21 protein-coding genes, 1 tRNA gene and 1 pseudogene are annotated in these 20,298 nt (G+C 62.1%); 5 read left to right on the top strand and 18 right to left on the bottom strand.

The window, feature by feature from the left end; translation table 11 throughout:
• Window positions 1-18: 18 nt before the first annotated feature.
• Window positions 19-714, bottom strand: a complete 696-nt coding sequence (locus EWE75_RS18755; RefSeq protein WP_130159632.1) for an endonuclease/exonuclease/phosphatase family protein — start codon at window positions 712-714, stop codon at window positions 19-21.
• A 166-nt stretch (window positions 715-880) separates the two neighbouring features.
• On the opposite strand from EWE75_RS18755, the pseudogene EWE75_RS18750 reads away from it, so the two are divergent.
• Window positions 881-1,132, top strand: a pseudogene (locus tag EWE75_RS18750) (bile acid:sodium symporter); the annotation flags it as partial.
• A gap of 6 nt (window positions 1,133-1,138) precedes the next feature.
• On the opposite strand, the gene EWE75_RS18745 reads toward EWE75_RS18750, so the two are convergent.
• The 7 genes from EWE75_RS18745 to EWE75_RS18715 form a co-directional block, all read right to left on the bottom strand.
• On the bottom strand, window positions 1,139-1,360 hold the full coding sequence (locus tag EWE75_RS18745; RefSeq protein ID WP_130159631.1) for a hypothetical protein: 222 nt from the start codon (window positions 1,358-1,360) through the stop codon (window positions 1,139-1,141).
• Between the two features lie 65 nt (window positions 1,361-1,425).
• The gene (locus EWE75_RS18740) at window positions 1,426-2,679 is read right to left on the bottom strand and encodes an N-succinylarginine dihydrolase (protein ID WP_206364812.1); all 1,254 of its coding nucleotides are present in this window, start codon (window positions 2,677-2,679) and stop codon (window positions 1,426-1,428) included.
• Window positions 2,679-3,695, bottom strand: coding sequence for an arginine N-succinyltransferase (locus EWE75_RS18735; RefSeq protein WP_130159630.1), 1,017 nt, complete (start codon window positions 3,693-3,695; stop codon window positions 2,679-2,681). Before EWE75_RS18735 ends, EWE75_RS18740 begins: the two co-directional genes overlap by 1 nt.
• A complete protein-coding gene (locus EWE75_RS18730; protein ID WP_130159629.1) occupies window positions 3,692-4,900 on the bottom strand; it encodes a hydrolase in 1,209 nt (402 codons plus the stop codon). Before EWE75_RS18730 ends, EWE75_RS18735 begins: the two co-directional genes overlap by 4 nt.
• A gap of 90 nt (window positions 4,901-4,990) precedes the next feature.
• Complete coding sequence (locus EWE75_RS18725) at window positions 4,991-5,911, bottom strand: DUF481 domain-containing protein (RefSeq protein WP_130159628.1); 921 nt, start codon at window positions 5,909-5,911, stop codon at window positions 4,991-4,993.
• Window positions 5,912-5,981: 70 nt separating this feature from the next.
• A complete protein-coding gene (locus EWE75_RS18720) occupies window positions 5,982-6,461 on the bottom strand; it encodes an RNA pyrophosphohydrolase (RefSeq protein WP_130159627.1) in 480 nt (159 codons plus the stop codon).
• Between the two features lie 3 nt (window positions 6,462-6,464).
• Window positions 6,465-7,451 (bottom strand): alpha/beta hydrolase, encoded by a 987-nt coding sequence (locus EWE75_RS18715; protein WP_231708446.1) that lies wholly within the window; start codon window positions 7,449-7,451, stop codon window positions 6,465-6,467.
• Window positions 7,452-7,507: 56 nt separating this feature from the next.
• Between EWE75_RS18715 and EWE75_RS18710 the strand changes: the two genes are divergently transcribed.
• The 4 genes from EWE75_RS18710 (at window position 7,508) to EWE75_RS18695 (ending at window position 11,145) form a co-directional block, all read left to right on the top strand.
• Window positions 7,508-8,440 carry a histone deacetylase family protein gene (locus tag EWE75_RS18710; RefSeq protein WP_130159668.1) on the top strand — a complete coding sequence of 311 codons (933 nt, stop codon included), beginning with the start codon at window positions 7,508-7,510 and terminating at the stop codon, window positions 8,438-8,440.
• A gap of 217 nt (window positions 8,441-8,657) precedes the next feature.
• Complete coding sequence (locus tag EWE75_RS18705) at window positions 8,658-10,505, top strand: potassium transporter Kup (RefSeq protein ID WP_427915798.1); 1,848 nt, start codon at window positions 8,658-8,660, stop codon at window positions 10,503-10,505.
• A gap of 14 nt (window positions 10,506-10,519) precedes the next feature.
• A complete protein-coding gene (locus EWE75_RS18700; protein ID WP_130159666.1) occupies window positions 10,520-11,023 on the top strand; it encodes a 2'-5' RNA ligase family protein in 504 nt (167 codons plus the stop codon).
• 45 nt (window positions 11,024-11,068) lie between these two features.
• Window positions 11,069-11,145: transfer RNA gene (locus tag EWE75_RS18695), tRNA-Met, on the top strand.
• 144 nt (window positions 11,146-11,289) lie between these two features.
• Here the strand turns inward: EWE75_RS18695 and EWE75_RS18690 are convergent.
• From EWE75_RS18690 to EWE75_RS26170, 10 genes are all read right to left on the bottom strand, one after another.
• Window positions 11,290-12,693, bottom strand: coding sequence for a site-specific integrase (locus tag EWE75_RS18690; RefSeq protein ID WP_130159626.1), 1,404 nt, complete (start codon window positions 12,691-12,693; stop codon window positions 11,290-11,292).
• 409 nt (window positions 12,694-13,102) lie between these two features.
• Window positions 13,103-13,363, bottom strand: coding sequence for a DUF6771 family protein (locus tag EWE75_RS18685; protein WP_130159625.1), 261 nt, complete (start codon window positions 13,361-13,363; stop codon window positions 13,103-13,105).
• A 551-nt stretch (window positions 13,364-13,914) separates the two neighbouring features.
• A complete protein-coding gene (locus tag EWE75_RS18680) occupies window positions 13,915-14,466 on the bottom strand; it encodes a hypothetical protein (RefSeq protein ID WP_130159624.1) in 552 nt (183 codons plus the stop codon).
• Between the two features lie 278 nt (window positions 14,467-14,744).
• Window positions 14,745-15,302, bottom strand: a complete 558-nt coding sequence (locus EWE75_RS18675; protein WP_130159623.1) for a DUF4376 domain-containing protein — start codon at window positions 15,300-15,302, stop codon at window positions 14,745-14,747.
• The gene (locus tag EWE75_RS18670; RefSeq protein ID WP_130159622.1) at window positions 15,299-15,610 is read right to left on the bottom strand and encodes a hypothetical protein; all 312 of its coding nucleotides are present in this window, start codon (window positions 15,608-15,610) and stop codon (window positions 15,299-15,301) included. Before EWE75_RS18670 ends, EWE75_RS18675 begins: the two co-directional genes overlap by 4 nt.
• 7 nt (window positions 15,611-15,617) lie before the next feature.
• Window positions 15,618-18,521: an autotransporter outer membrane beta-barrel domain-containing protein gene (locus EWE75_RS18665; protein ID WP_130159621.1), complete on the bottom strand. Its 2,904-nt coding sequence runs from the start codon at window positions 18,519-18,521 to the stop codon at window positions 15,618-15,620.
• Between the two features lie 41 nt (window positions 18,522-18,562).
• Window positions 18,563-19,333: a hypothetical protein gene (locus EWE75_RS18660; protein WP_130159620.1), complete on the bottom strand. Its 771-nt coding sequence runs from the start codon at window positions 19,331-19,333 to the stop codon at window positions 18,563-18,565.
• A gap of 3 nt (window positions 19,334-19,336) precedes the next feature.
• The gene (locus EWE75_RS18655) at window positions 19,337-19,696 is read right to left on the bottom strand and encodes a hypothetical protein (RefSeq protein ID WP_130159619.1); all 360 of its coding nucleotides are present in this window, start codon (window positions 19,694-19,696) and stop codon (window positions 19,337-19,339) included.
• A 7-nt stretch (window positions 19,697-19,703) separates the two neighbouring features.
• Window positions 19,704-20,198 carry a hypothetical protein gene (locus EWE75_RS18650; RefSeq protein WP_130159618.1) on the bottom strand — a complete coding sequence of 165 codons (495 nt, stop codon included), beginning with the start codon at window positions 20,196-20,198 and terminating at the stop codon, window positions 19,704-19,706.
• A 4-nt stretch (window positions 20,199-20,202) separates the two neighbouring features.
• On the bottom strand, window positions 20,203-20,298 hold a 96-nt coding region (locus EWE75_RS26170), incomplete at its 5' end, for an IS3 family transposase (protein WP_345789384.1).

Genomic DNA, 20,298 nt, shown 5'->3' with positions numbered 1-20,298 from the left:
TTGCCAGTCCATCGACGATCAGGCGGGTTCGAGCACCGCCCAGATCGGCAGATGGTCCGAGGCGCGGCGCGCGGTCGGGCTGGAATGGACGCCGCATTCGACGATACGCAGCGCGCGCGACGCCATGATCCGGTCGAGCCGCCCGACCGGGCGGCGCGCGTGGAAGCTGGGGCCGGTCGGTGCGCTGGGGTAATGCGCGCAGAAATCGCGCAGGCAACCGCCGTTCGGTGTCCATTCGTTGAGGTCGCCCATCAGCACCGCCGGCATCGGGTGCGTGCCCGATTCGACATGCGCGATGATCGTGTGCGCCTGCCGCCTGCGCCACAGGCCGGAGAGATCGAGGTGCATCCCGACCACGCGGATCGCCGTGCCATCGACGCGCAGATCGGCAGAGACGGCACCGCGCGGCTCCAGCGCGGGCAGGTGGATCGTCTGGTGGTCGATTACCTCCGCGCTCTTGCGGACGAGGATGGCGTTGCCGTGCCACCCCATGCTCGCGGTGTTGCGGCCGAACGGCACCGCATGCCACGCGCTATGCTCCTCCAGCAGATGCTGCGGGATGACGCGCGCCTTGGTGCCGAAGCGGCGGTCGCATTCCTGAAGGGCGATGACGTCCGCATCGAGTTCGCACAGCACATCGAGGATGCGGCGCGGATCGCGTAGGCGGTCAAGGCCGATGCCCTTGTGCATGTTGTAGCTGGCGACTTTGATCATTCGGGCTCGTTAACGCCTCTAGGGGAAGTTGGTGCCGAAGGCGCAACGATATCGTGGCCCGATCCTTAACCGTTCGTGCCGAGCGAAGTCGAGGCGCCTGCGCTCCGGGCGTGTCCCTCGACTGCGCTCGGGACGAACGGGCGGGGGTCAGGCAAGTGTTGTGCGCTCCACTCCTGTAGGCTTTTCGGTGGAGGACGAAATCGCGATCGTGTTCTGCGGTTCCAAGAAGAGCATGGCCGGCGGCATTCCGATGGCGGCGATCCTGTTCCCCGGCCATGCGGTCGGGCTGATCGTGCTGCCGCTGATGCTGTTCCACCAGGCGCAATTGTTCGTCTGCGCGACGCTGGCGCGGCGCTATGCCGGGCGCGGTTCGGCACCGGAGCGCGCACCCCGCGCGCTCCCCGCCACCGCCGCCTGAGCTACGTCAGTTCCAGTCGCTATGCTCGACCGAATCGAGGATGCGCGCCCCGGCCATGAACACCGCGACCGGGCAGACCGCGAACAGCATCCAGCCGCCGACGCTGCCGTGATATTGCTCGACATAGTGCAGGCCGCGTTCGGCGGCGCCGAGGCCGAGGCCGTAGATGACCAGGAACGCCTCGAACTTGGTCTTGATGACGAACAGCCGGGTGAATTTGCGCCACATGGCCGATGGTTAAGCAAGGTGCGGGCCAATGGCGGAAACGCGGCGATCCGCGTTAACGGATATGGTTACGTGTCAATTAACCCGACAAGATCGAGTGCTTCCAACAGCGCGCGGCGGGCGTTTTCGATGTCCGCGATCAGCGCGGGATCGCCGATCGCGTCGGGCGCAATGTCCTCGGGCCAATGCGCCGCGACGATGGCGGCGATCCGGCCGAGCCTGGCGGCATCGACCAGGAAACGCGGGTCAATCGTCGCGGGATCTGCGACGACGCGCAGCCGCAGGCACGCCGGGCCACCGCCGTTCGCCATCGACTGGCGCACATCGACGACCTCGACCCGGCGGATCGGGCCGTTGCCGGCGAGCATCGCCTGCAGATACGCCCAGACCGACGTGGTCTCGCGCGCTTCCTGTGGCACGATCAGCGTCATGATGCCGTCGGGCGGGGTGACGAGCTGCGCGTTGAACAGATACGAGGCGATGGCGTCAGCAAGGCTGACCTGCGCGGCGGGCACCTCGACGATCTCGACCTCGGGCAGCAGACGGCGCAGATCCGCGTAAAAGCCGTCGCGATCGGCGAAGGCGTGTTCGTGCGCGAACAGCACGCGTTCGTTGGCGACCGCGACCACGTCGTTGTGGAACGCGCCCGCCGCGATCGCCGCGTCGGATTGCTGGACGAACAGCGTGCGATCGGGCGCGAGCCGGTGTGCGCGGGCGATCGCGGCACTTGCTTCAAGGTGCTGGCGCGCAGGGAAGGGGCCGCCCGCCACGCCGTAGACGAACACCTCGACGCCGGCTGAGGCGTGATCGGCGCACAATCGCATATGGTTGGCGGCGCCCTCGTCGCCGAACGGGGCGGGCACGGGGCCATGCACGACAAACGCGGGATCGGCGAAGGCGAGGCGGAGTTGCGCGAGCGTGCCGGGCCATTCGTGGCTGCGGTGCGGCATCGTCACGAGGTTGGCGGCGGAGAGGTGGCAGCGCGCATCGACGGTGTCTGGCGCGGGCGAGACGGTCGCGGCATTCGCCGCCCACATCGCCGACGCCGACAAAGCCTGCGCCCTGAGGTGCGGCGCGGCGGTTGTAAAATCCACCGACAGGCTCGCCAGCCAGCGATGATCGGGCCGGGCGAGTGGCACGAAGATGCCCTGCGTGAGACCAAGCGCGAGGTTGGCGCGCATCTTGGCGATGCCTTCCAGCGCTGCCTTGCGCGGGTGCGCGGTGCGCCCGGCGTTGGCGGTCGCGGCGAGGTTGCCAGGGCTGAGGCCGGCGAAATTGTGGCTCGGGCCGATCAGCCCGTCGAAGTTGATTTCGGTCAGCATCAGGTGCGCGCCACCCAGGCGAGGTCGTCGCCTTCGATCAGCCCGAGCGCGGTGGCGCAGGCGCGGTCGATCGCGACGCCGTCGCCGACCGCGCGCAGCTTGCCATAGGCGCAATGGAAATCACCCAGTCGCCCGCAGGCGACCAGCACCGGCTCGCCACCGTCACCGTCGATCGCGATCAGCCGCGCGGGGCGGACGTTGGCGATCGTGTTCACCTTGTCGGTCGGCGCGGTCATGGTCGGGCCGCCGTCGAAGATGTCGATATATTTGTCGAAGCCGAAGCCCTCGATCTCCAGCATCCGCATTGCCGCGCGGCCCGATGGGTGTGGCAGGCCGATCGCCGCGCGGGCGTTCTCGGGCAGCATCGCGATGTAGATCGGGTGTTTGGGGAACAGATCGGCGATGAACTGGTGGCCGTGGATCGCGTTGAACTGGTCGGCATCCTGGAAATTCATCCCGAAGAAGCGGCCAGCCAGCCCGTCCCAGAACGGCGATCCGCCCGCCTCGTCGATCACCCCACGCAGTTCGGCGAGGATGCGGTCGGCGAAGCGCGCGCGGTGCTGGGCGATGAACATGTAGCGGCTGCGCGCGAGCAACATGCCGAGGCCACCGGCCCGCTCGCCCGGGTGGAGGAACAGCCCGCCGACTTCACTGCATCCTTCGAGATCGGTGGTGAGGCTCAATTGGTCGGCGCGGAATGTGCGGCCGAGTTCCTTGCTGTGCTGCGTGAGCGTGCCGATGCGGTAGCTGTAGAACGGGTAATGCTGGCCGACATGGGTGAAGATCTGGCAGGTGCCGCGCACCTCGCCGGTCGCCGCATTTTCCAGCACCAGCACGAACAGTTCGTCGGCGAGCGTGTCGTCGGTCTTGGCGAAGGCGGCGTGGCTCTTGTCGAGCTTGGCCTTGAGCGAGGGGCGATCGGGCGGCAGGTTGGTGAAGCCGCCGCCGGTCAGCTTGGCCATCTCGTAGAGTGGCTGGAGATCCTCGTCGCGCGCGGCACGGATACGAAACGTCACAATCCCCCCTTTTCGGCGATGCGCAAGATGGTGAGCGCCGAGAGCGCGGCGCGTTCGGCGAGGCTCTCGGGGATGAGGAATTCGTCCGCCGAGTGGATCGCGCCGCCACGCACGCCCATCGTATCGACGACGGGCACGCCGCACGCCGCGATGTTGTTGCCGTCGCACACCCCGCCGGTGTCGCGCCAGGTGATATCGAGGCCGAGGTCGGCGCCGGCCTGTTTGACCACGCCGAACAGTTTGGCCGCGCCGGGATCGATCGGCTTGGGCGGACGGTTGAAACCACCGTGGACGTGGACCGAAACATCATGCGCGGCGGCGACCGTGGCGACGGTCGCGTCGATCCATGCCTGCGCGCGGGCGATCTCGCCCGCGTCGGCGGGGCGGAAGTTGACGCGCAGGATGGCGAGATCGGGCACGACGTTGTTCGGCCCGCCGCCCTCGATCCGGGCCGGATTGACCGAGAGGCGCGGGGAGCGTGCCTCGGCGAGTCGCAGCGCGATGTCGGCGGCGGCGAGAATGGCGTTGCGGCCGTCGTCGGGATTGCGCCCGGCATGCGCGCTGCGGCCCCGGATCAGGATCGAGAAATTGCCCGTCCCGCCGCGCGCGCCAGCCAGCGTGCCGTCAGGCAGTGCGGGTTCGTAGGTGAGCGCCGCCGCCTTGCCTTGCGCGGCGCGAGCGATGAGCGCCGCTGAGGAGAACGAGCCGGTTTCCTCGTCCGAGCCGATCACGACTTCGTAGCCGATCCGGTTGGCGAGCGGACTTGCTTCAACGGCGGAGAGCGCGGCGAGCATCACCGCGAGGCCGCCCTTCATGTCGGCGACGCCGGGGCCGTTGAGTCTGCCGTCGTCCTGCCAGCGCAGGCTCTGGAACGGGTGATCTGCGGGGAACACGGTGTCCATATGGCCGGTCAGCAGGATCTGGACGGACGCGTTCGGGCGGACGGTCAAGTGCAGATGCTGGCCATGATCGAGCGCGGCGAGCGTGCCGTCGGTGAGCAGCGTCTCTGCGGGCGCCGGTTCGGCGAGTGTAAGGACGCCTGGGAGGATGGCGAAAGCATCGGCGAGGTCCGCCGCCATCGCCGCCAGCCCGGCAAGGTTGCGCGTGCCGGAGTTGATCGCCGCCCACGCCTGCGTCTGCGCGAGCATCGGTGCGTCTCCGACCCGTTCGATCGCAGCGCGTTCCGTGGGGGGAAGGATGTCCATCGCCGGAGCCTAGCGCGGGACCGGGCGTTACTCCACCCGTTGCGGTTCGCTTGCCGCCGATCCGTTACCGCTGCGCAATCGGCCCGACGATCAGAAACTATACACGATCGACGCAGTGCTCGACGTATCGGTGCTGACGCGCCCGATCGGCGGCGCGCTCTCATATTGCACGGCGTAGGAGAGTTTCGCGGAGAGCGGCCCGAACAGCTTGGCGTTGATCGCCGAGACGCTGCTGACCGTACTGTTGATTTTCTGGAAATAGACCGACGCGGCCTGAGTGACCGAGATCGCGCGGTTGAGCTTCAGCGCGAAATCCATCGATCCGCGCGCGGCGAAGCTGTTCTCCTGCGTCGCATCGGTGAAGGACGTGCGGCGATAGGCGGGGCCGACTTCGAGATCGAGCTTGACGCCCGGCGCGCGGACCACGCCGAAACCCGCGCCGACCGAGCCGGCATAGCGGTTGTAATAGCCGAGGAAGCGGTCGCTCTCGTAGCTGCCGGTGCCGTAGATATAGCCGCGTTCGGAGAATTTGTAGTTCGGCTCATACGCGGCGAGATAATGCTCGCGGCTGATGACACCGCTGCTCTGCTTGTAGTCGACGGCGAGCGTGACGGTGTGCTTCCACTGTAACGTCTCACGGCTGAGCTTCACCGCCGCGTTGACGCCGAGATCGTTGGTGTTGCCGGTGGTGGCATAGCCGCCGAGCTGGACGCTGCCTTTCCACAGATCGAACGGGCCGGCCTCGACGATCGTCTCGACGCGCTTGGCCTCGCGCGCCTTGCGCCAGCCATCGACCGACGCCTTGATCGTGCGCGCGGATTCGGGCGCGGCGTTGGACGTGTATTTGGCGATGATATTGATGTCGTTCTCGTTGCCCGACGCGATCGCCGCGTCGAGCATCGCCTTGAGCTGCGGCGGCAGCGGTGCGTCGTTTTTGGCCGGCGACGCGCCCGTCGGGGCTGGCGCCGGGTCCAGAACCGGCGCGGCGACCAGAATCAACGAAAATACCATGTCATTACCATAGCATCGGTGGCCATCTTGACGACTTCAGTCTGCCGCCGGGACGGGGCCGCTGACCGCATCAATCGAGATAATCGCGGAACAGCACGAGGATTTCCTCGTACAGCGCCTTCTTGAACGGCACGATCAGCGCGGGCAGTTGGGCGGGTTCGATCCAGCGCCAGGCGATGAATTCCTCATGCTCGGTGGCGATGTCGATCTCGCTGTCGTCGCCGAGGAAGCGGTAGAGGAACCAGCGCTGGCGCTGGCCGCGCCATTTGCCCTTCCACACCTTGCCGACGAGATCGGGCGGCAGATCGTAGGTGAGTTCCTTCGAAGCGATCGCGATCAGTTCGACGCGATCCGCGACGATGCCGGTTTCCTCGTGCAATTCCCGCAGCGCCGCAGTCTCGGCGTCCTCGCCGGGATCGATCCCGCCCTGCGGCATCTGCCACGCCTCGATGCTGGTGTCCTTGCGCTGGCCGACGAAGACGCGGCCCTCGCGGTTGAGGATCATCAGCCCAGCGCACGGGCGATAGGGAAGCATAGTGGGATCGGTCATCGCTCAACGCGCCTCTGAGGTCGGTGCGGGCGACGTTAGCCGCGCGGCCACACTCTCCGCAATCATCGTCTTCGCAAGTGCGAAGACGCCGGCGCAGTCCGCGACCGCCGAGGGGATCGCCTGACGCAAGGTGATGAAGCCGTGAACCGTGCCATTTGCTTCGCGGAACGTCACCGGCACGCCGGCCTGCGCGAGCGCGGCAGCATAGGCACGGCCCTGATCGCGGAGCGGGTCGAGGCTGGTGGTCAGCACCGTGGCGGGCGGCATGTCGGCGAGATCGCCGAGCAACGGCGAGGCGCGTGGGTGGGTGAAATCGGCCTGATAGGCGTCGGCGAACCACTGGAGGCTGTCGCGATCGAGCAGATAGCCGCTCTCGAACGCGGCGAAGCTCGGGTAGGTGCGCGAGCCGTCGGCGGCGGGATAGAACAGCAGGTGCGCCAACACCGGCAGCGGCGCGGGATCGTCACGCAGCGCCATTGCGGTGATGATCGCGAGGTTGCCGCCCGCGCTGTCGCCGCACAAGACGAGGTCGGTCGTGACGCGCGGCAGTTCGGCGGGGTTGCTTGCGACCCAGCGCGCAGCGGCCTCGCAATCGTCGGGCGCGGCGGGCCAGCGATGTTCGGGCGCGAGCCGGTAATCGACCGCCAGCACCGGCAGATCGAGCGCGCGCGCCATTTCGGCGCAGAAGCTCGCATGCGTGTCGAGATCGCCGATGACGAAGCCGCCGCCGTGGAAGAACAGCACCAGCGGGCCGGGATCACGCACGCTACGCGGATCGAACAGCCGCGCGGGCAGATCGCCAGCCGGACCGGGGATGGTCAGGTCGAGCATCGTGCCGAGTGTACCGATCGGCAGATCGGCGATGTCCTTGATAGACCGCAGCATCATACGGGCACGGGCGGCATCGACTTCGTGCATGCGCGGTCCGGGCGCGGCGTTCAGAAAGGCGAGAAAACCACGCACATCGGGGCGAACATACACCTCGGCCAAACACGCCTCCTTATCGCCGCTTTGCACCAAGCGGACCGCGATCCTACCTAAGCGTGGTGATCCCGGTCGTCCATCATCCCGCTTATGTTTCCGCCGCACATGCGAACAGCCCGACTCAGCTCAGCAAGAACGGGCTGCTGCGCGACCTGTTGCGCAACGAGGGCGAGCACCTCGGCTGGTTCGAACCCGAGCCGATGCCGCGCGCGTGGCTGGAGGCGGTGCATGACCCGGAGTATATCGCCGAGGTGCTGGAGGCGCGCGTACCGGCGGAGAAGGCGCGCCGCATCGGCTTCCCGGTGACGGCGGCGGTGGCGGAACGATCGCGGCATGTTGTCGGCGGGACGTGGCTGGCCGGGCGGCTGGCGCTCGACCACGGCTATGCGGCGAACACTGCGGGCGGCAGCCATCATGCGCTCGCGGCCACCGGATCGGGCTATTGCGTGCTCAACGATCTCGCAGTGGCGGCGGTGCGGCTGGTCGAAGAGGGCCGTGTCGAGCGGCTGCTGGTGGTCGATTGCGACGTGCATCAGGGCGACGGCACCGCGTCCTTGTGCGCCGGGCGGGACGGGATCGCGACCTATTCGATCCATGCCGAGAAGAACTTCCCGGCGCGAAAGGCGTGCTCGACGCTCGACGTGGCGCTCCCCGACGGCACCGGCGACGCGGCCTATCTGCATGCGCTGGAGGAGTCGCTCGCGCCTTTGCTGGACAGCGTGCGGCCCCAGCTCATCCTGTATCAGGCCGGCGTCGATCCGTTCGGCGGTGACCGACTCGGCCGGCTCGCGCTCACCGAGGCCGGGCTGATCGCGCGCGAAACACTGGTCGCGCGGCTCGCGATCACACGCGGCATCCCGCTCGCCAGCACGGTCGGCGGCGGATACGGTGCCGATACCGCCGCGATCGCCGCGCGCCACGCCACTGCGATCCTGACCTTGGCGCGTTCCTATGCCGGGGCGAGTCTTGAACCGGGCCAGCGCATCCCCACATGACAGATTGCTAACGACCCGAGCGCCATGCTACGGGCCTGCCGCTGTGGATTCCATCGGTGGATCACTGGGGCGCGATCGGTCTGCATATGTCATATATGATTGATTTTCGGGCAAGAACTGCCTTCCAGTGAGCAACATCGTAACCAGCGCGGCTGAACCCGTGCCCGCCGGAGCCGATCTCGCGACGCCCGGCGCCCCCTCGCATGGCGCGGACCCGCTGCCGAAGCTCGCGCTCGGTGCGATCGGCGTGGTGTTCGGCGATATCGGCACCAGCCCGCTCTACGCCTTTCGCGAAACCTTCGCCGGGCATCACAAGCTCGCTGTCGATGCGCTGCACATCATGGGCGTGGTCAGCCTGATCTTCTGGTCGATGCTGCTCGTCGTGACGATCCAGTACGTCACGATCATCATGCGCGCCGACAACAAGGGCGAGGGCGGCAGTCTCGCCTTGCTCGCGCTGATCTCGGGGCGGGTGAAGCAGATCCGCTGGTCGCGCGGAATCGTGCTGCTTGGCGTGTTCGCGACCGCGTTGTTCTACGGGGACAGCATGATCACGCCCGCCGTGACGGTGCTCGGCGCGGTCGAGGGTCTCGCGGTCGCGCAGCCGAGCCTGTCGCATCTGGTGCTGCCGCTCTCGGCGCTCATCATCATCGCGTTGTTCGTCATCCAGAGCAAAGGCACCGCCAAGATCGGGCTGTTCTTCGGCCCGGTCATGCTGTTGTATTTCGTCGTGATCGCCACGCTCGGCGTGATGAGCATGGTCAAGACGCCGGGCATCCTGTGGGCGCTCTCGCCGCATTACGCCGCCTTGTTCTTCTACCACGATCCGGTGCGGGCGTTCCTCGCGCTCGGCTCGGTTGTGCTGGCGGTGACCGGCGCGGAGGCGCTCTATGCCGACATGGGGCATTTCGGCCGCAAGCCGATTCGCGTGTCGTGGATGTTCTTCGTGCTGCCGGCTTTGATGCTCAACTATATGGGGCAGGGCGCCTTGCTGTTCCGCGACGGCGTGCCGGCGCTGGAAAGCCCGTTCTACAAACTCGCGCCCGAAGGCTGGGAACTGCCGCTGGTCTTCATCGCGACGGCGGCGGCGATGATCGCCAGCCAGGCGGTGATCTCCGGCGCATTCTCGGTGACGCAACAGGCGATCCAGCTCGGCTTCATGCCGCGGTTGCGCATCGAACATACCAATGCCGCGACCGCCGGGCAGATCTACATTCCGCTCATCAACTGGCTGCTGCTGGCGATGGTGCTGCTGCTGGTCGCGTTCTTCCGCAGTTCGTCGAACCTCACCGCTGCCTATGGCATCGCGGTGACGGGGGCGATGCTGATCGACACCTGCCTGCTGGTGGTGGTGCTGCGCCGCTTGTGGAACTGGCCGCTGATCGCCGCCGTGCCGCTGCTCGCGGTGTTCTTCCTGGTCGATGGCGCGTATTTCACCGCCAATTTGACCAAGATCGTGTCGGGCGGCTGGTTCCCGCTGCTTGCCGGCTTCATCATCTTCACGATCCTGACGACCTGGTCGAAAGGGCGGCAGTTGATGATCGCGCGGATGCGCGAGGGCGCGATGCCGATCAAGGTGTTCATCCAGTCCGCCGCCACCGCCGCGACTCGCGTGCCCGGCACGGCGGTGTTCATGACCTCGACCCCGGAGGGTGTGCCGCACGCGCTGCTCCACAACCTCAAGCACAACAAGGTGCTGCACGAGCGGATCATCCTGCTGACGGTGAAGATCGTCGATGAGCCCTATGTCGCGGAGGGGCAGCGCTGCCATCTCGAAGACCTGACCCACGGCTTCCACCGGATGATCCTGAAATACGGCTTCATCGAGGAACCCGACGTGCCGGTCGCGCTCGCCAACGTGCATCGCTGTGGCGCTGAATTCCGCATGATGGACACCAGCTTCTTCCTGGCGCGGCAGACGCTGCTGCCGTCGGCGCGGCCCGGCATGATGATCTGGCGCGAGAAGCTGTTCGCGTGGATGCTGCGCAACGCCGAAAGCGCGATGGAGTTCTTCCGCCTGCCGACCAACCGCGTCGTCGAACTCGGCAGCCAGCTCGAGATTTGAGCGAGGCCTCATCGATAGCTGCGCCCGTTATCGTGACGGCGCTGTTCGGCAAGACCGATGCGGCGTTCTTCGATGGCCTGCGCAAGCGCCACTTCCCGCCTGAGCGCAACCAACTGGCGGCACATCTGACGATGTTCCACCATCTCCCACCCTCGGTCACGGCCGAGCTCAAGCAGCGGCTGTCGGCGGCGACGCGCGGGGTGGCGCCGCCCGATGCGCGGATCGGCGGGCTGATGTCGCTCGGCGGCGGTGTCGCGTTCCGAATCGAAAGCCCGGCGCTGGAGGATATCCGCGATTCGATCGCGCACGCTTTCGCACCGCTATTGATGCCGCAGGACCGCGCCGGCTGGCGTCCGCACGTCACCATCCAGAACAAGGTGCCGCCCGCCGAGGCGAAGGCGCTGCTGGGCGCGCTGTCGGTCGATTTCCGGCCCCGCACGGTGGCGATCGCGGGTCTGGCGAGCTGGTATTATCGCGGCGGCCCGTGGGAGCCGCTGTCGCGCCATATGTTCGCTTGACCGCCCGGTTTCGCGCACTTATAGGCGCCGCTCTCGCGATGACGAGGCGAAGTAGCTCAGTTGGTTAGAGCACGGGAATCATAATCCTGGGGTCGGGGGTTCAAGTCCCTCCTTCGCTACCATTCGACGTTGAGAAATCAGGCACTTAGCGGTTGAAACATCCCCTGCGGGGGCAAAATCCGAAACAATTTCGGAGGCGATGTTTCAGCATGTTTCAAGAATCACCTGCGTCCCCCGTAGGGAGGGATTACCCCCAGCGAATCGGTTCATGACGAGACGTTCCGCTTGTAGAATCGAGCGGAGTTATCGACCTGCTGCGCATGGTCATAAATCTGCGTCGTGCGTGCGTCGCGGTGTCCGAGATGATCCTGTAACGGCTTCCCCGACATGCCGCGCTCCGACATCCGCGTTGCGTGCGTATGGCGGAGCAGGTGGGGGGAGATGGCCGATAGGTCCACGGCATGAACTCGCTTGACGTCGGCTCGGACGTGCGACCACATCCCTTCAACCTGACTTTTGACGAGCGGGAACCAAGCTTTTTCGCGGGTGATCGTCCGGGCGCCAATCTTGAAGGTATGGGGCTTCGCCGTGGCCTGCCAAACCTTCATTAGCTCTTGAAGGCGAGGGGTGAGGTTGATTGTCCGGTCGTCGCCATTCTTCGTAACTTCGCCGGGCAAAAACAGGACAGGGCGGCGCTCGGTCACATTGCCGTCGTCGTCGGTCACTTCGCGATAGCGAATCGAGTGATTCCCGACGCTCAACCCTTCGGATCGGCGACAACCGGTTTCGAGTAGGAAGCGGATATAATCCGCGAAGATTCGCCACTGAGTGGATGAATAGCGGCGGCTGTTGAGCCACACCGCCGCGCCGTCGATCTCCACCCGACCGACTGCACCGATACCAAGCTCGTGCTCTTTGCCATGTTTCACCGCGTAGGCGCGTTCCTCTCTCGCCGCCTGTTTGAGACGCTCAGTGATAACGCTGAAAACGATCTCGTCTTGTGCCCGATCGAGAGTCGCGGTGCGTCCCTTCGACTTCGGCAGGGGCGGGAATGTGGGCATATCATTGATTAGCAGCGTGCCGTTTTCCGGGTGCGTAATCGGTTCTGTGATGGCTTGGCCGATTGCCGCGCCGAGCGCTTGCCGAAGCTGTCCCGCGATCTTTCGAACGTATCCATCGCTGTGGCCTTCGGCGCGAAGCGTCTTGACGACCTCCATCACCAGCGCGCGACCGTTCGGCGGTTCGAACTCGGAAACCATCCGGTCACCGACGATGGCGTTGAGCTTGCGCACGCCAGAAATGTAATTAGCCGGATGTTTGACCGGTCCCCAGATTTCGGGATGTTCAAGGCAGCGGTCGAGCAACCAAGCGACGGTTGGATTCGCCCCCTTGCGCACTTTCATCGGCGAGGCGGTGGGCTTCGCCACTGGCTTGGGACGCTTTGTGGCCCCGTTCTTGTCCAAAAACGCCGCGTAAAGCCCGCCAATGCCCTTCGCGAACTCTTTTGCGGCACGCGTGGCTTCGGCGGCTCCACGGCTCTTGTGAGGCTCTGCGCCGGGAATGACGATGAAGGTGCGCTTGCTCGCGCCGCTCGCGTCCTGAAACTGGATATCGAGACGCCACACTTGGCGTTGCTCGCTCCACGCCGCCTTGGATTTCAAAAGGATCATCGCCCGCTCCGATCGTTGCGGAAAGCGAACTATCTCACATTCGATATTGAAACAAGTCCCTCCAGTTGGACAACGATGTTTCTATGATTGATTATAGCCGCGATCATCCCCGCAATTTTTTCACGAGGTACTTCCAATCCTCCTCGTGTCGCGGTCCCCATTGCGGCCCACGCGGCTCCTCTGCCGTCATTCGGATGTGGGGGCTTTTCGCACCGCACCGCGAGCACTTGATATGATGCCCAATCACTTCGAGCGCGATCGGCCAACCATGCGCGCGAAAATATCGGTCGAGCTTTACAGCGTCGAGCACGGATCGACGGCCACAACGGCACTCGCACCGCAGGTTGCCCTTGTGCTTCACGATATCGGACAACCAAATCAGTTTGATGTTCGCGCCCACAGCGCAGCATCAGAATAGGTGAAGCTGATCAGGATCGTTGACGGGGGGAGGGTTCACGAGACGCTCAACCACGGCTCCGGCAAGCGTCGCAACCGCTTCCTCGCGCAACCTCTCGTTGCCGAAGGTCAAACCGACGCGAGCCCAGCCGGGAGATTCGGATAGCGCCGCAATAGCGTGCTCGAGAAGGGCGGGGTCTGGTGTGAGTCGCTGTGCCATGTCTTGTTTTAGAACAAAACAAGAACCGTAGGAAAGCCCGATCGTGAACGGCAAGGGGCGCACATCACTATGGACGTGCGCCCCAGCCGGGTTTATTGAACTTCAACCCGGCGATCCGCTAATCTGGCGGCTTGCCACATGGGTTTCTCGCTTTCTCCTGCGCTAACGGCGGGTTTGCGATAATTGAGCGGATCAAGGTTGCAGCCCGATCCGCTCGGCAATGCCGGGGCCTAACGGCCCCGGCAAACGCCTCATAGCGCGCCTTTCGCGTCGAGCCAAGCCCATTTAGCAAGTTGAGCGCGCGCAACCGCAAATGATCAATAATAACCCTTGCTATGCGTTTAAACGCAGTGTGCATCCTGTCGTTGGTGTAGTCGCAATGACCTTCTCGGAGTTAGTGTTATTCAAACTAACTTCAGCTTGTTGTCTCAATTAATCTCATGCTGTCTTTTTCGGCAACTTGGAATCCATGTGATGACATTGGTAATGAATGTGTTGAACAGGTTATTGAAGCAGCCAAATCTGCGGCATTCTGCAAACATGCTATGCGTTGGTCGGTGCAAAAACCTGCTGGCGAAAATTGCGGCTCGAATTCGGTGGTCGGTTCACGGCTTCCCCTTCGAAGGCTTCGCCGGTTTCGGTGCCGCGACAGTAGCGCTCGCCACAACTTTTGCCGCTGCCAGCGTGGCTTTCTCGGCTACCTCGCTCGCCTCTTGCTTGGCGCGCATCTCACGGACGCGCTTCGCCGCCGCCTGCGCCTTCTCTGGATTTTCCTCAATCAAAGCGAGGAGCATCGTTAGGCACTGATCAAGATTGTTCATGCGGTGACGCATCGTGGAGATGTCGTTTGCATGAAGGACGCGTTCAAGCTCGATGCGGGATTCGTAAGTCTCGCGCTGCTCGTCAATCCGAGATTCAAGGGAAGTCACGCGTGCGAAATGGTCGGCTTCCTGTTTGGAAAGTTGATCCATTAAATCTTTGCGAAGCTTCTCCTCGCTGGCACGAAGCTTCTCGTCCGATTTGATGGCGAGTTCCCGCATCGGCGCCCGGTTTTTTATGACCGCAATGAAAACCGCACCTAAGCCGCCGCCGGATACGATCGATATAAGGATTGAGCCCCACGTGACTCCCTGTTGCGCTACATGAATCGCGGTCATTTGACAGGCGCCTCAACCTGCACCGGATCGGATGGCGGATTGTCTACGGTCACGTTCTTGCTCGAAGGCGCACGCAAGAGCGTAAACGCACCAGTGATTGCCCCGCTTAATAGCACAACAAGAGCGTCATTAAGCTTGCCCGTAAATGCGAGCAACGCGGCGATAACAAGCGCGAATACCACCAACGCTATGAGGGCAAAGAATGTGGCGAGTAGGTGAGAGGACTCCATACTCTATTTATGACTTTAAGCGAACGGCAACCGATTAAGGAGGTGCATTTAGGCGCCGTTGGCAGGATAACCGCCTGTAATATCAAGAGCGCTTAAACCGGCTATATCGGCTACTGCGATCTTATCGCGGATAGCCGTTCCAGCCTTTTGGCAGGCGCTCAGAAAGCCAACTACGGTCAATCCCATCGCGATCATTTGATCCTCGTTGTGTGTGACAACAGAGTTATCAGCCATCGTCCAATCGACTGAAAACGGTACTCCCGACACCTTGGCGATCATTGCCGCCGTGGCGGCGCCGTTGATGTTCCTTTGAGCATTTGTGTTTGTATCAACCCTGCCAAGAGCGGTGGTGCAACCGGAGGTTGAATAAGCGTCTCGGTAATTGCGCGCCTCGATCCATTTGGCTTCGCGTTGAACGTCGAGTGAAACGCCAGCTACCACGAGTGCGTTGCCCTCCGCGTTGATGATGTGAGGCGCTGCCACATAGTTTGCTTGATTAAAACACACTTCGCCTTCGTGAAGTTGCGCGCGAGCTTCAACCTCATCGGTGGTAATAAACATGCGCGGGCTTTGGCCGGGTGTCCCGATGCAAAACATAGCGATCATCGCTTCGTCACCAGAACGCGTAACACCGATCCGTTCAACGTAATGCGGCTATCGCCATACCAATAAATGGTGATTTGGTGATTACCTGCTGCCATCTGATTAAAGGCGCCGATGCAGGAAATTACGTCAGTGACAGCACCGGAACCCCCGCGTCCGTTATTTTGCGAACCATCAACGTAAATCATCAACTGCCAAGGTGCGTTGGCGATGTTGGTGCTGCTGTAAGATTGTCCCGCGCTTACGTCTATCGAGACATCAGCAACGGTGTCGAGGTTAAGAGTGTAATCAAATACAGTTTGTGTTGCCATTCGTTCCTTATTCGATGCTTTTGTTATGGGTGAAGATGTAGCGGCCTTCGACTTCGCCAGCCGCGTAGGTGCCATCACTTGCGGAGATGAATGCAACAGCGCAGACGCCGACATAATCGAGGCGTTCTATGCGCTCCCAACGGAAGCCATCATCATCAAGGACGGCGATGTCGTGATAACAAGCATGGGCTATTGAAATAACACTGCCGTCGCGCAGCGTTATTGGTGTAGACGTTGATGCAATGAGCGTGATGCCACTCGCAGTCGTAATGCGGTAAGAGGGCTGCTCAATCGTCTTGTTGGATTCAACTTCGCCATCGTGGAAGTTGCTCCCATCGGGGTCGAGCATGATGAGCTTATCACCGGCCTTGAGATCGCCCGCGATTGTCGAAGTCGGTGTAAAGCTATCTATGGCGACGCAACCGAAGCCGCCGCCGCCACCTCCGCCGCCACCGCCTCCACCACCGGGGCCGGAGCCCACGTAGGAGTTGGTATTGGTCATCGCGACGAACTTGGTAACTGCACCTTGCGCAAGCTGCGTCGAGGTGAGCGAACCGCCGACGATCAGATTACCAGCGATCGAAACATCACCGATAATATCAACGCCTGCACCACCGTTTGCATCAGCATGAATCGTTAGCTGCGCTCGATTGTTTCCCGCTACTGCTGTGGTCTGCCAATAAGCCGTGGCCTTCCCGTTAAGGTTCGAAATTGAGCCTTCGGCAGTCGAGACACGAGCGGAAAGACTGCCTGCGGTGGTTTCAAGCGAGCTTGTCCGACTGCTTAACGATGAGGTTTCGTTCGCCCTTGTTGTTTCCTCGTTCGTGATACGGCCCGATAGGTAGCCTGCGGTGCTTTCGAGCGAGTTGGCGCGGTTCGCAACGGCATCCACTTGGTTGGCGCGTGTAGTTTCCTCGTTTGTGATGCGAGCCACGAGAGCACCGTTGCCGATGTTCGAGTTGTTAACCGTCGTTTCCAGCGATGACGCACGATCGGCAAGGGCGGCGACTTGATCAGCGCGTAAGGTTGTCTCGTTTGTGATCGTGGTGGCGATCCCGGCGACCGTAGATTGCGTGGTGGTGACGAGATCATGAAGGGTGCCCTCTTCGAGCTTGGCGCGTGCAACCTCCGCCGCAAGATCGCTGCGCACGCCAGCCGCATCGGTCTGCGCTTGGGCGATCGTGGCAAGCACGGACTCAACCGGGACACCCCCAACGGTTGTGCCAGCCGGTGCCCCAACCGTCGCCCCCGGTTGGATACCGTCGAGCTTGGTGCCATCAGCGGGATTAAGGCCAGAGAGATCGGTTGGACGATCAGGGATGCCCGTCCAGTTTGCTCGCTTTGCCGCCGCATTAGCATTTGCATTAACAAGGTCTTGCCGAGTGAGTTCGTAGTTGGTGGTTCTTGCGTTGAATGTCGCTCGATCAATAACCGTGTCCGCGCTGGTATCGTTGAAGGCGGGGGAAAGGCTGTAAAGGTATGCGGCGAGATCGTTATAAGCGTTTGTGTATGAGGCGACGAAAGACGTTAAACCGAAGCCGTTACCGGTCGAGATGTTGTTGTTTTTCTCTGCCGTGTAGGTTTGGAAATCCTGCGCGAGTTGAAGCTTTTCCGAGCGGCTCAAAATGCCATCTGCGGACATATCCTGATAGCGTTGAATAGCGAGATCGGCTTGCGCCTGCGCGGCATCGGCTGAATCTTGTGCGGCTTCCGCCGCCGCGTTCACTGCGGTGAGATCGCTTGCTAGATCGGCAACGGCTGGCGAAATCTCGCTAATCGAGTTTACATGAAAGACGTGCGTATGCCCGACCTTAACGCGCCATGCGGGTGCGGTCGCGGCTTGATCGGTGTTTTGCTTAATCGAATCGGGGACAACAAGCGGATAGCTGGAACGGTTGGAAGTAAGCGCACCCGGTGTCTTGTTAGAGACATAGCTTGCGAGGCAAAACTTGCCCGTGGCATCAACGATAAGATACCTGCCAGCCGATAGCGCCTCGGCTCGCACACGATCAATTACTTGCACCTGATCGGCTGTATAGAAACCGCAAGTACCCAAGAGCCCGGTAATGCTCGCATCGATCTTATTCGACGCTACACCAGCGGTGGTGAGATACGTGGTGATGACGCTGCCAACGGTTGCCGGTAATCCGATATCAGCGGTGAGCGCTACCGATCCCGGATCACTGGCGAGACGGAACATGCCTACGGCTGGTGCGCTCGCCCATTGTCCCGGCGATAGCGAGAGCGCTTTGAGAGCCGCGTAGCTAGTTGACGAGGTTGAGGCCGGAGCGCCAAGCGTGAGCGCGTTGGAATAAACGGCATTAGTCGGGCAAGCGTCGTAGCCATCAACCTGATAGATGAAGTAGTTGGCATCAACGAGAATGGGAGCAACGTTCGTGCATAAACCCGCTGCCCAAGGTTTGAGAGTGCCCAACATTGTGCCGGGGCCTTCGGCGCCGCCCGTGCCCGCGTAGGTTGCGCTCAACAGATTGCGATTAAGGATCGCCTCATTACCGTAGAGGGCAACGCTCGCGACTTGATCGCTTGTGCGCGTGAAGATGCCTAGTCGGCCCTGCCAAAGCTGGCGATAGTTAGTGAAAGGATCGCCGAGCTTGCCAACCCAAATGGTGCCCGTAGCTCCGTCCCAAATCAGCCTTGCCCAATCGAGGTTAGCAAGCTGCGCATTAGTAATGAAATCAATTTGCCCGTAGCTGACATCAACTGCTTTGGGCTGGCCTGAATCCCAAAGGCTTATCTCGAAATTCGGCCCTCCGATGATAGCCGGAGTCCAGACAAGATTATTAAGAATGGTGCCGCTCGCATCCGCGTTCGCGGAAGCCATGCGAACAGTAGTTGCAAGCCGGGTGTCCGGGTCGATCGGATTAAACTCGATGATGACATTAAATGGCATAGGCAACTATTTAGCTGCCTCACGGTCATCATCGACGGAGCTTACGGGGCAATGCTGGTGATGGTGCTTTCAACGCGCCAAGCGTTATAGAATTCGCTCTTACCGCTAACCGATTGTGTGAAGCGTCCAAAGATCGCGTCAGATTGCCAGTTAGCAGGCGTTCCATCATCGGGGATAAAGAGGATGCCGCGACGCTGCCCAACGCTCTGCAACATCGGGAACCAATCATTTCGCCAAGACGCTTCGCTAATCCATCCCGTTGAAAACTTCCACGAGATCAAAACATCATACTCATCAATTGAGGTGTAACCCGCTCCCGTCGAGATTACAGCGCGATCTACAAAGCCTTGCTCTGCATCAAAATCCACCCCCATTGTGGTGATCGCTTTGCCGATCACGAGGCGGACGGCTTGAACATAACCGCTCGCGTTCGATGAGGTGAAATCAATACGCAAATAGCGTTCGGTGCGCGTCGAGCCGAGACGATAGATACAATCTGCCGAGCTTGCCGGAGACTTCGAGCCCGACCATGCGGGAAGTGCTGTACCAGCATAGCCACCGCTAGTGCCATCATTACCCGTGCCTGTTCTAATCCTCACCGTATCGTTCGCGGCAAGGTTGGTGCCGATCACCGCGACGGTATCATATGCCACTGCGGACGCGCCAAGATCGACGATAATAGATGACGCGTTAGAGCCGCGCCACACCATTCCCGGAATGTCGATATTGAGATTGGCGACGCTTCCAACCAACGGGGCCGGTGAGCTTGCCGCTACCGTGAAGGGAAGGGGAGGGACGAAGATCGCGGCCATAGCTTAACCGCGCACCGTCAATGTGGTGCGGTTTGCCGAGTAGTCAATCTTGGCTCCGATAAGCGTGTAGGTCTTGCCGACACCGGCTGCGGGGTGCTTGTCGAAGCTGACAACGTACCGATTAGGAGAGGTGAGGAAATCGTCCAGATAAAGCACATCCTCAATCTCAACATCGAACTGGCGAGCGATCGAGTTAGTTTGTCCCCATAGCGACGATGCCAATGCCGCGCCGCCAGACGCATCAAGGTTGGTATCAACTTCGATCTCGATAGCGGCGGGGTAGAGCGCCTTTATCGAAGCGTCCTCAACGATCGTGTAGCGATATTCCTGCATCACCAAGGATGCGCGTGCGGGGTCTAGCATTATCTATTTACACCGCTCCGCCGTTGCGGCTGTTGATCTTGGGAGCCGATAGCGTGTTTGTGGACGATCCACCCGCGATCGTAGCCAACGATGCCGCCGCTTGCGCCGCGTAACCGGTCTGCACAGTCAATTGGCTCACAAGCGCGTTTTGCATCGTGGCAATCGCGGCATCGGTGTTCGTTGTGTTTACCGTGCTCGAACCATCCGCCGCCGCTGCTGCGTCTGCGTTGAAGGTCTTGGTGATGAGATCAGATAGCGCCTGCGCGGTATTGGTAAGCTCGGCAAAGATCGCCTGCGCTTCCGGTGTCGCCGAGCCGTCTACATCCTGCGTGAGAGAGAAAATCTCTTTCGCGAGGTTGCTGAAATCGGTTTGATCAACGGTGGTGTCACCGGCCTTGATACGCGTCTCATAATCCCTGAACTTCGTCATGTCGGAGTTAAGCTGATCTACCTTCGTGGTGCCCGATCCGGTCCCCTGAGCTGCTGCCGGTCCCATGGACACCAAGTTAGGCTACATGCGCTTGCCGCTCGAAGTCCATGGGGCTGAGATAGCCCAGCGTCGAGTGCCGGCGCGTCGGGTTGTAGAAGCGCTCGATATAATC

The sequence above is a fragment of the Sphingomonas populi genome (genome assembly GCF_004208535.1).
In the GTDB taxonomy this organism is placed as follows: Bacteria; Pseudomonadota; Alphaproteobacteria; order Sphingomonadales; family Sphingomonadaceae; genus Sphingomonas; species Sphingomonas populi.
This window is presented reverse-complemented; position numbering and strand designations above follow the sequence as displayed.

What these genes read in the sequence shown, in the direction of transcription:
- EWE75_RS18755 (WP_130159632.1), bottom strand. Translation starts at nt 714, where the DNA reads ATGATCAAAGTCGCCAGCTACAACATGCACAAGGGCATCGGCCTTGAC.
- EWE75_RS18745 (WP_130159631.1), bottom strand. Translation starts at nt 1,360, where the DNA reads ATGTGGCGCAAATTCACCCGGCTGTTCGTCATCAAGACCAAGTTCGAG.
- EWE75_RS18740 (WP_206364812.1), bottom strand. Translation starts at nt 2,679, where the DNA reads ATGCTGACCGAAATCAACTTCGACGGGCTGATCGGCCCGAGCCACAAT.
- EWE75_RS18730 (WP_130159629.1), bottom strand. Translation starts at nt 4,900, where the DNA reads ATGGACATCCTTCCCCCCACGGAACGCGCTGCGATCGAACGGGTCGGA.
- EWE75_RS18725 (WP_130159628.1), bottom strand. Translation starts at nt 5,911, where the DNA reads ATGGTATTTTCGTTGATTCTGGTCGCCGCGCCGGTTCTGGACCCGGCG.
- EWE75_RS18720 (WP_130159627.1), bottom strand. Translation starts at nt 6,461, where the DNA reads ATGACCGATCCCACTATGCTTCCCTATCGCCCGTGCGCTGGGCTGATG.
- EWE75_RS18690 (WP_130159626.1), bottom strand. Translation starts at nt 12,693, where the DNA reads ATGATCCTTTTGAAATCCAAGGCGGCGTGGAGCGAGCAACGCCAAGTG.
- EWE75_RS18680 (WP_130159624.1), bottom strand. Translation starts at nt 14,466, where the DNA reads ATGACCGCGATTCATGTAGCGCAACAGGGAGTCACGTGGGGCTCAATC.
- EWE75_RS18675 (WP_130159623.1), bottom strand. Translation starts at nt 15,302, where the DNA reads ATGATCGCTATGTTTTGCATCGGGACACCCGGCCAAAGCCCGCGCATG.
- EWE75_RS18670 (WP_130159622.1), bottom strand. Translation starts at nt 15,610, where the DNA reads ATGGCAACACAAACTGTATTTGATTACACTCTTAACCTCGACACCGTT.
- EWE75_RS18665 (WP_130159621.1), bottom strand. Translation starts at nt 18,521, where the DNA reads ATGCCATTTAATGTCATCATCGAGTTTAATCCGATCGACCCGGACACC.
- EWE75_RS18660 (WP_130159620.1), bottom strand. Translation starts at nt 19,333, where the DNA reads ATGGCCGCGATCTTCGTCCCTCCCCTTCCCTTCACGGTAGCGGCAAGC.
- EWE75_RS18655 (WP_130159619.1), bottom strand. Translation starts at nt 19,696, where the DNA reads ATGCTAGACCCCGCACGCGCATCCTTGGTGATGCAGGAATATCGCTAC.